The organism is Nitrosomonas sp. (genome assembly GCF_024282095.1).
Taxonomy (GTDB): domain Bacteria; phylum Pseudomonadota; class Gammaproteobacteria; order Burkholderiales; family Nitrosomonadaceae; genus Nitrosomonas.
The window spans coordinates 1-8,903 of the sequence record NZ_JAMWZS010000063.1; the positions used below are offsets into that span (position 1 = coordinate 1).

Sequence of the window (8,903 nt, forward strand, 5' to 3'; positions counted from 1 at the left end):
ATTTGAGACCAAAACTCTACTCCACCCCGCATATCAATAGTGTCTTTCCAGACTTCAAACTGATTCTTTTTGAGCAGATCAAACACTGATTGCGCTAAGTTTGCACCTTGCTGGCGAGTGTAAGAGATGAATGCGTCGAAATTGCGTGACATGGCTGAGCGGAATTGTTCAAGAAGAGAGATTCTAGCACGGCAGAGCTCAGAGGCTATTATCCGTTTATTTACACGGTTATTTTATGATCAATTTCAACCTGCGCAACGTGAAAAATCGCCTCCCCCTCATGCACTAGCGGCAGTTCAGACCGGCCTATGATCAGACCACTGCAAGGTACCAGCACAGCAATTTCCTGATTGGAGAATGGGTCGCTGATAATTCCGAGCACATCATCGCGCTGCACGGATTCTCCCAGACGTTTTACAGCACTGAAAATACCGCTGCCGGATGCGCGGATCCAACGGCTGCTGTGTGCGATGAATGGGTTTGTCGGTGGTTGTTTGCGGGTTCTTTGGGCGGGCAGCATGTTGAGGTGTTGCATGACATCGAGAATTCCCTGAAGCCCGGCGCGAATGGCGGTTTCATCGAATCTTAGGGCTTCGCCGCCTTCATAGAGCAGTAGTGGAATGCCTGTTTGCGTAGCCGCTTGCCGCAACGAGCCATCGCGCAGGCTGGCATTGAGCAATACCGGTGCATTGAAGGATTTTGCCAATGCCAGGGTTTCAGGATGATCCAGATCGGCGCGTATTTGCGGCAGGTTGCTGCGGTGGATCGCGCCGGTGTGCAGATCGATGCCGTGCGTGCATTTTGTGACGACTTCGGACATGAATAACTCAGCCAGCCGTTCGGCTAATGCGCCATGTTTTGATCCTGGGAAGGAGCGGTTCAAATCGCGCCGATCGGGTAGATTGCGCGTGTTGTGGATGATGCCGTACACATTGACCATCGGTACGGCGATCAGATCACCGCATAGATGGTTCAGGGCGGATTGCTTTAATAACCGCCGGATAATTTCAATGCCATTGAGTTCATCGCCGTGGATGGCCGCGCAAACAAACAATCTCGGACCCGATTTCTTGCTGCGTATGACGTGGACGGGCATGGCGACTTCCGCTTGGGTGGTTAACCGAGGTAGTGGCAAGTTGATGACAGCTTGGCAGCCGGGTTGCACCGATTGCTGATTGATCACCAATTCCGTGCGCATGTCAGATAAACAGCAGGAGCGCCAGCCCAATGCCGGCGGCTGTTGCAAACATGCCGGAGATACATTGTCTTGCCAGTAAGGCGCTACCGAAAAAGAAGGTGAGTCCCAGTTTGAAGCCAATGTTGGATAGAATGCCAAGCGAGATAGCCGTTATCGTTTCAGTTGCTTGCAATTTGCCCAATTCATACAAACGCAAGCTCGATAATGTAATGGCATCGACATCTGTCAGACCGGAAATCAAAGCCACGACATACAATCCCTTGCTGCCGGCAATATCCGATAACCAGGCTGCACAAAACAGCACGACGCCGTAGATGAGCCCGAAAGTCGCTGCTGTGCCGATTTCGGTTGGATTTTTGGTTTCTGGTACCGGCAATTGATTGTGTTGATTTAACTGATACCACCAATAGGCAGTGACGCCTGAGCCCAGTAGAAAACCACTGCCTAAAATCGGTAACAGCTGCGGCAACAGGGAGGGAGAGGCGACTGCACTGACGATAGTCAGGCGGATCAGCACGGTTAAATTGGCAATCAGGATGACGACCACCGCAAGTTGTGTAAAGTGCTGGTTTTCGACGCTGCGGCGCGCATATACCAGTGTTGTGGCGGTGCTGGAAACCAGGCCGCCAAATAAACCCAGTACAGCGCTATGGCGCGGACCGATGAACTGTAGTGCCACATAACCCGCCAGACTGATGCCCGAGATCAGCACCACCATTAACCAGATCTGGTACGGATTGATCGCTTCATAAGGCCCGAAATTTTTATCCGGCAGTACCGGCAGAATAATAAAAGTCAGCACGGCAAACTGCAGGATGGAAATTAAATCCCGCCGGCTTAATTTTTCCGTGATGCCGTGCAATTCAGTCTTGAAGTACAGCAACACCGTCGTAATAATCGCCAGCATGATGGCCAGCGTGTCATGATCATGCCAGACCGCAACGCCCAAGCCGTAGCAAATCAGGATAGCGGCTACTGTGGTAGTGCCGGGATCTCCGCTGTCATCCTTGATGCGGAAATAAGCGGCGATCGTCATCAAACCTACGATGAGCAGGCCACCCAATAGCAACCATGGTGTATTTGCCTCTTCGGATAGCATGGCGGTCAGCGTACCGAATAGCCCAACCAACGCAAATGTTCTTAATCCAGCGCGCGAACCGGGACTGCGCTCGCGTTCCAATCCAATGAGTAGACCAATGGCCAGACTGGTCAAGAAGTGCGGCAGGGCGGCCAATTCTCCATTCAGTGTGAATTCAGTGAGCATGATCGATTACCGGGTTATCAGTATCAGACCAATGTTCGAGCAGGAATTGTAGTGTCGATTTTCCATTATATTCATTGATTTGTAATCGATAAACCGCATCGATCAGATCGGGTAAAGGGTCACTATGAAAAAACAAAATACCATCATAAGACTCAACGGATTTTTGCATTGCCTGACCTTGTGTATTGGCGTCAAACTTTCTTAATTTCAGTTTTAAATGTTTTTCGCCGACGATACGCTGGCTTTCAACATAAAATCGGGCATTGAATGTGGGTTGAGGAAAGCCTTGTCCCCACACTTGCCGGTCGAGATATTCTGCCAGCTCCATGTTAATGTCAGACAGATCCAGATCACCATCGGTTTCAATCACGCGCGTCAGATCGGTAGGGGTCAGCAGGGTTTGTGCAACTTGCTCAAAAGCCTCGCAGAATTTTTCAAAATGACAGGCTTGAATGGTGAGTCCGGCTGCCGCCGCATGACCACCGAATTTGAGGATCAACTCAGGGTGCTGCTTGACGACCAGATCCAGCGCATCGCGTAAGTGAAAGCCGTTGATGGATCGTCCGGAACCTTTCATTTCATGTTCGTTGCCGGGTGCAAAAATAATGACCGGACGGTGGTATTTGTCCTTGATACGCGATGCCAGGATGCCGATGACGCCCTGATGCCAATCGGGATCAAACAGACAGATACTATAAGCAGTTTGGATTTTCGATTGTTGGTTTTGAAGCGCGTCTTCCAGTTTAAGTAATGCACTTTCCTGCATGGTGGATTCGATTTCGCGGCGCTGCCGGTTCAACTCATCGAGCTGCTGGGCACATTGCATCGCGTACGCTTCATCATCGGTAATCAGACATTCAATACCCAGCGACATGTCGTCGAGACGTCCGGCTGCATTCAATCGCGGTCCCAGGATAAAACCGAGTTCATAGGTGGAAATTTGCTGATAATCCCGCCGCGCCACTTGCAGTAGCGCATGGATACCCGCGCAGCAGCGCCCTTTACGGATACGCAGCAAGCCTTGTTGTACCAGTATGCGATTGTTGTTATCCAGTTTGACCACATCGGCGACTGTTCCTAATGCCACCAGGTCGAGAAAACTGGCGAGATTGGGTTCCGGGGTTGTGGTTGTGAAAGCGCCACGTTGGCGTAATTCAGCACGCAGTGCCAGCATCAGGTAAAAAATAACGCCCACACCGGCAATATTTTTACTGGGAAAAGGGCAACCGGGTTGATTGGGATTAATAATGGCGATGGCAGCGGGCAAGGTATCGCCGGGCAGATGATGATCGGTAATCAGTACTTGCATACCCAAGCGATTGGCTTCGGCCACGCCATCCACACTGGCGATACCGTTATCAACGGTAATCAGTAGATCGGGTTGTTTGGTGGCATGCGCCAGTTGCACAATTTCAGGAGTCAGACCATAGCCGAATTCAAAACGGTTAGGTACCAGATAATCAACCGTTGCACCCAATTTACGCAATATACGTATGCCGACAGCGCATGCGGTTGCGCCATCCGAATCATAATCAGCCACAATCAACAAACGTTTTTTTGCCGCGATGGCATCGGCCAGCAGCGCTGCCATCAACGTAATATTTTTAAATTGCTCATATGGAATCAGATGCGCTAATTCTGTTTCGAGTTGATCGGCATTTTCGATACCACGAGCGGCATAGATACGGGCGAGCACAGGCGATAACCCACACTCGCTGAGTGTCTGGAAAGTGTGCGAATCATATGAGCGGATGGTGATTTTAGGCATGTGCCGGGCCGATAGCGATTGATCGTGTGTAGCGAGCAAAGGCTTTATTCTGCGATAGTTTCGGGTGCTGCTGTAATTTTTTCAACTTTGAGCATATGCAAGCGGCGGCTATCGACGCGCTGTACGGTAAATTTGAAGTGATCAATGATGGCTGATTCGCCGCGATGCGGTAAGCGGCCGAATTTATTGAGTACCAGGCCGCCGATGGTGTCGTAATCATCATCGTTGAAGTTGGCGCCGAGTTCTTCATTGAAACTGTCAATCTCGGTAATGGCCTTAACACGGTAGATGCCATCCGCTTCCATGACAATGTTGTCTTCTTCTTCATCAAAATCGTATTCGTCCTCTATTTCTCCGACGATCTGCTCCAGTACATCTTCAATCGTTATCAGACCGGCCACACCGCCGTATTCATTGACAACAATGGCCATATGATTGCGGTTGCTGCGGAAATCCTTCAATAACACATTCAGTCGTTTGGATTCCGGAATGAACACGGCCGGGCGCAACATGTCGCGGATATTGAATTCTTCGGGGTCGGCGTAATAACGCAGCAAGTCTTTTGCCAACAGAATACCGATGATGTCGTCTTCACTGCCTGCAATGACCGGAAAACGGGAATGCGCAGCTTCAACGACAAACGGGATGAATTTTTCGGGCTTTTCACTGATATCGACGACGTCCATTTGTGAGCGTGGCACCATGATATCGCGTGCCTGCATTTCCGAGACTTGCATGACACCCTCGATCATGCTGAGTGCGTCCGAGTCGAGTAAATTGCGTTCGAAGGCGGAGTGTAACAGGGTAATGAGTTGTTCGCGGTCTTCCGGTTTGCGGATCAGCAAAGCGCTTAACCGTTCCAACCAGCCGCTTTTAGGTGATGGGTCATCCATGTTCAGGTTATTTTACGAGTCCAAAAAATATGTTAAAAGTTTTTCCAGTCAACCACTGTTCAAGTCATGCGCAGGGCTATTGCGGCGGGATTGCGTTGTCGTGTTCCTGATAGGGATCAGCATAACCAAGCCGGGCAAGTATTTGCGTTTCCAGTTGTTCCATCACTACCGCTTCAGCGTCTTCAATATGGTCATACCCTTGCAGATGCAGAACGCCATGGACAGTGAGGTGCGCATAATGCGCCAGCAGATTTTTATGCTGTTGTTGCGCTTCCTTGCCGACAACCGGCGCGCATAGCACAATATCGCCCATCAACGGTTGCGTATCGTTATAAACAAAGGTTAACACGTTAGTCGCATAGTCTTTATGGCGAAATTGCCGGTTGAGTTCGCGTCCTTCCGATTCATCCACCAACCGTAAAACAATTTCGGCATCCTGCATCAATGCCGCTTTAACCCAACGGCGAAACTGCGGGCGTGTGGGTATTTCTGTGTTGTTCGTCGCGTATTGCACTGCTAACTTGAATGATTTCTCCATGCAGAAGTGATGTCAGGATTCCTGCTTTTGTTTGTCGTGTTTTTCATAGGCATTGACAATGCGCTGCACTAAAGGATGTCTTACCACGTCTTCCGATTGAAAATGGGTAAAAGCAATGCCGCGTATGTCCTTGAGCACCTGCTGAGCCTCCACCAATCCGCTTTTCTGATGTTTGGGCAGATCGATTTGCGTCACGTCACCGGTAATCACCGCTTTAGAGCCCAGACCCATGCGCGTCAGGAACATTTTCATCTGTTCCGGCGTCGTGTTTTGCGCTTCATCCAGAATGATGAATGATTGATTCAATGTGCGTCCGCGCATAAAAGCCAGGGGTGCGATTTCAATGGTATTGCGTTCAAATTGTTTGCTGGTTTTATCAAGTCCCATTAAATCATACAGCGCGTCATACAGAGGGCGCAAATAAGGGTCCACTTTCTGTGTCATATCACCCGGCAGAAACCCTAAGCGCTCCCCCGCCTCAACCGCCGGACGAACCAGAATCAGGCGTGAAACCAAATCCCGCTCCAGCGCATCCACTGCGCTGGCTACCGCAAGGTACGTTTTTCCGGTGCCGGCAGGGCCGATGGCAAACGTGATATCGTGTTCCTGAATTTGTTGTAGATACTGTGCCTGACGCGGGGTGCGGCCATAGAGATTACTGCGCCGCGTCAACAACGCAGGTGATGCAGGCTGCTTGATGGTTGCAGCTTCATCGGACTCAGCGGTTGAGTCGGGTGCATTCTGCGGATTCATGGCTTCGATCAAGCCGAGTTGGACTTGTTCCAGACTCAGATGATGTTGCGATTGGTGATAGTAATGACGTAAAACCTGCGCGGCTAGTTTTGTCTGACTGGATTTGCCCGATACGCTGAAATGTTCGCCGCGTCGTGAAATGACTACATCCAGCGCTGTTTCAACCTGTTTGAGGTTTTCATCCAAGGCGCCGCACAAATTTGCCAAGCGCTGATTGTCGGCGGGTGTAAAAGAAATTTCGACGGGTTTAGGTTTCAATGTTGGGAGATACGGTTACGATGCTATGATTCTCTCAGTGGTTGGGATACTTTGCAAGTAAAAACACTGCATTTTATTCAGGCAGTATTTCACCACGCAAGGTGTGAGACCGCGCTTCAGTAATACGTACATTGACAAAACGGCCGACCAGCTCGGGACTGCTGGATAAATTGACGACCCGATTATTATCCGTGCGGCCATAAAATTCATCGGCATTTTTTTTGGATACGCCTTCCAGCAGCACGCGCTGTATCGAACCGATCATTTGCTGACTGATTTCCCCACATTGTTGATTAATTTGTGCCTGCAGCCGATGCAACCTTTCCAGTTTGACTTCCTGCGGCGTGTCATCGGGCAGATCGGCGGCAGGTGTGCCGGGGCGTGCGCTGTAAATAAAACTGTAGGAATCATCAAAGTTCATGTCTTTAACCAATTTGAGTGTTGCCTCAAAATCAGCCTCGGTTTCTCCCGGAAAACCGATGATGAAATCAGAGGTCACTGAAATGTCCGGGCGAAGCGCGCGTACTTTGCGGATGATGGACTTGTATTCCAAGACGCTGTATCCGCGTTTCATCGCCGCCAATATCCGGTCGGAACCCGATTGCACCGGCAGGTGCAAGTGATTAACCAATTTGGGTAAGTGACTGTACGTTTGAATCAGCCGTGGGGTGAATTCTTTCGGGTGTGAGGTGGTATAACGAATGCGCTCAATGCCCGGTATCTCGTGCAGATATTCCAGCAACAGCGCAAAATCAGCAATTTCACCGTCGTTCATTGCGCCCAGATAGGCGTTGACATTCTGCCCCAGCAAGGTGATTTCCTTGATGCCTTGATCCGCCAGAATGGCAATTTCTGTCAGCACATCATCCAACGGGCGCGAGACTTCTTCGCCGCGCGTATACGGTACCACGCAGAAACTGCAATATTTACTGCAACCTTCCATGATCGAAACAAACGCCGTGACCCCTTCGGTGCGGGCGAGCGGCAAGTGATCGAATTTTTCGATTTCAGGAAACGAAATATCCACCTGGGAGCGCCCGGTCGCCTTGCGTGTCTCGATCAATTGCGGCAACCGGTGTAGTGTCTGCGGACCAAACACCACATCCACATACGGTGCACGACTGACAATCGTTTTGCCTTCCTGGCTGGCGACACAGCCGCCCACGCCGATCAATAAATTGGGATTATTTTCTTTCAGATGGCGCACGCGTCCCAGGTCATGGAATACTTTTTCCTGCGCTTTCTCGCGCACCGAGCAGGTATTGAACAAAATGATGTCGGCTTGCGCCGGATCGTCGGTGGGTTCCATGCCGTAGGCGGCGTGCAGGACATCGGCCATTTTTTCCGAGTCGTACGCGTTCATCTGGCAGCCAAAAGTTTTAATATAAAGCTTGTTACTCACAAATTCTCTAGTGCAATGTTAAAAAAAGAAAAAACGTTTGGGCGGTTTCGGTATTCGCTGTCCTTCGTTTTCCGCCGCTTTGACTTCATCGGTAGTCAAAATCCAGACGCGATGCAAATTTCCCGTGGCATCCAACTGATAACGAATAATGCCGATGTAGTTCGCCACACTCGGCAAAATGATCAGATTATCGGTACCCCGAATCTGCCCGCCCGCGCTCATTGGATACTGTACACCGTTAATCGTGAAAATCGGAAAAGAAACCGCCGTCAAATAACCCAGCTTGCTGTTAACCGGAAAAGCTCTGTGCACTTGACTGAAAGCAGGGTTCGATAGCGCGGTCAATACAATGATCAGCAATAATGGCATCACGTGTATTTTTTTCATCATCTTACTGAACAGAAATCGGATAAAAAACAAATGGATAAACAGTGCGAATCAGGGAATTGAATGTCAATGGCTACCTGATGTTTCTGAAGGCGTTATGATACGCTAATTTGTTAAAAAGGAATAAAAAATGAAACCTGGGCGTAACGATCCATGCCCCTGCGGCAGCGGAAAAAAACATAAGCAATGCTGCCTGCAGGCACAAGGAGTGCAGCAAGCGGAAGATTTCTTATGGCATCAAATCAACCGTGTCACAGAGGGACTGCCGGATAAGCTGTTGAAATTCTCGCAAAGTCGGCGGGATCCGGAGGATTTACTGGAAGCCTGGGGGGATTTCACCTTGTGGAGCGAGGAGGAATTTGATCCATACACACCGCACATGCAGTTATTCATGCCTTGGTTTTTCTTTAACTGGCATGCGGATTCTTTCGGGATTGACGAA

Annotated in this window: 8 protein-coding genes and 1 pseudogene; 1 reads left to right on the forward strand and 8 read right to left on the reverse strand. The window is 49.9% G+C overall.

Annotated elements, in window-relative coordinates:
• Nucleotides 1-220: 220 nt before the first annotated feature.
• The 8 genes from Q0K92_RS12560 to Q0K92_RS12595 form a co-directional block, all read right to left on the reverse strand.
• Complete coding sequence (locus tag Q0K92_RS12560) at nucleotides 221-1,198, reverse strand: succinylglutamate desuccinylase/aspartoacylase family protein (RefSeq protein ID WP_297326139.1); 978 nt, start codon at nucleotides 1,196-1,198, stop codon at nucleotides 221-223.
• Nucleotide 1,199: 1 nt separating this feature from the next.
• Nucleotides 1,200-2,462 (reverse strand): MgtC/SapB family protein, encoded by a 1,263-nt coding sequence (locus Q0K92_RS12565; RefSeq protein ID WP_297326140.1) that lies wholly within the window; start codon nucleotides 2,460-2,462, stop codon nucleotides 1,200-1,202.
• The gene (gene recJ, locus Q0K92_RS12570; protein ID WP_297326146.1) at nucleotides 2,452-4,230 is read right to left on the reverse strand and encodes a single-stranded-DNA-specific exonuclease RecJ; all 1,779 of its coding nucleotides are present in this window, start codon (nucleotides 4,228-4,230) and stop codon (nucleotides 2,452-2,454) included. The genes Q0K92_RS12565 and recJ overlap by 11 nt, the downstream gene beginning before the upstream one ends.
• Nucleotides 4,231-4,274: 44 nt before the next feature.
• Entirely contained in the window at nucleotides 4,275-5,123 is an 849-nt protein-coding gene (locus Q0K92_RS12575) for a transporter associated domain-containing protein (protein WP_297326141.1), read from the reverse strand.
• A 76-nt stretch (nucleotides 5,124-5,199) separates the two neighbouring features.
• The gene (gene ybeY / locus Q0K92_RS12580) at nucleotides 5,200-5,661 is read right to left on the reverse strand and encodes an rRNA maturation RNase YbeY (RefSeq protein WP_297326142.1); all 462 of its coding nucleotides are present in this window, start codon (nucleotides 5,659-5,661) and stop codon (nucleotides 5,200-5,202) included.
• Between the two features lie 12 nt (nucleotides 5,662-5,673).
• Nucleotides 5,674-6,672: a PhoH family protein gene (locus tag Q0K92_RS12585; protein ID WP_297326143.1), complete on the reverse strand. Its 999-nt coding sequence runs from the start codon at nucleotides 6,670-6,672 to the stop codon at nucleotides 5,674-5,676.
• Nucleotides 6,673-6,745: 73 nt separating this feature from the next.
• The gene (miaB, locus tag Q0K92_RS12590; protein WP_297326144.1) at nucleotides 6,746-8,074 is read right to left on the reverse strand and encodes a tRNA (N6-isopentenyl adenosine(37)-C2)-methylthiotransferase MiaB; all 1,329 of its coding nucleotides are present in this window, start codon (nucleotides 8,072-8,074) and stop codon (nucleotides 6,746-6,748) included.
• Nucleotides 8,075-8,092: 18 nt separating this feature from the next.
• Entirely contained in the window at nucleotides 8,093-8,461 is a 369-nt protein-coding gene (locus Q0K92_RS12595) for a hypothetical protein (protein ID WP_297326145.1), read from the reverse strand.
• A gap of 133 nt (nucleotides 8,462-8,594) precedes the next feature.
• On the opposite strand from Q0K92_RS12595, the pseudogene Q0K92_RS12600 reads away from it, so the two are divergent.
• Nucleotides 8,595-8,657, forward strand: a pseudogene (locus tag Q0K92_RS12600) (SEC-C metal-binding domain-containing protein); the annotation flags it as partial.
• Nucleotides 8,658-8,903 lie beyond the last annotated feature (246 nt).

What these genes read in the sequence shown, in the direction of transcription:
- recJ (WP_297326146.1), bottom strand. Translation starts at nt 4,230, where the DNA reads ATGCCTAAAATCACCATCCGCTCATATGATTCGCACACTTTCCAGACA.
- ybeY (WP_297326142.1), bottom strand. Translation starts at nt 5,661, where the DNA reads ATGGAGAAATCATTCAAGTTAGCAGTGCAATACGCGACGAACAACACA.
- Q0K92_RS12595 (WP_297326145.1), bottom strand. Translation starts at nt 8,461, where the DNA reads ATGAAAAAAATACACGTGATGCCATTATTGCTGATCATTGTATTGACC.
- Q0K92_RS12575 (WP_297326141.1), bottom strand. Translation starts at nt 5,123, where the DNA reads ATGGATGACCCATCACCTAAAAGCGGCTGGTTGGAACGGTTAAGCGCT.
- Q0K92_RS12565 (WP_297326140.1), bottom strand. Translation starts at nt 2,462, where the DNA reads ATGCTCACTGAATTCACACTGAATGGAGAATTGGCCGCCCTGCCGCAC.
- Q0K92_RS12560 (WP_297326139.1), bottom strand. Translation starts at nt 1,198, where the DNA reads ATGCGCACGGAATTGGTGATCAATCAGCAATCGGTGCAACCCGGCTGC.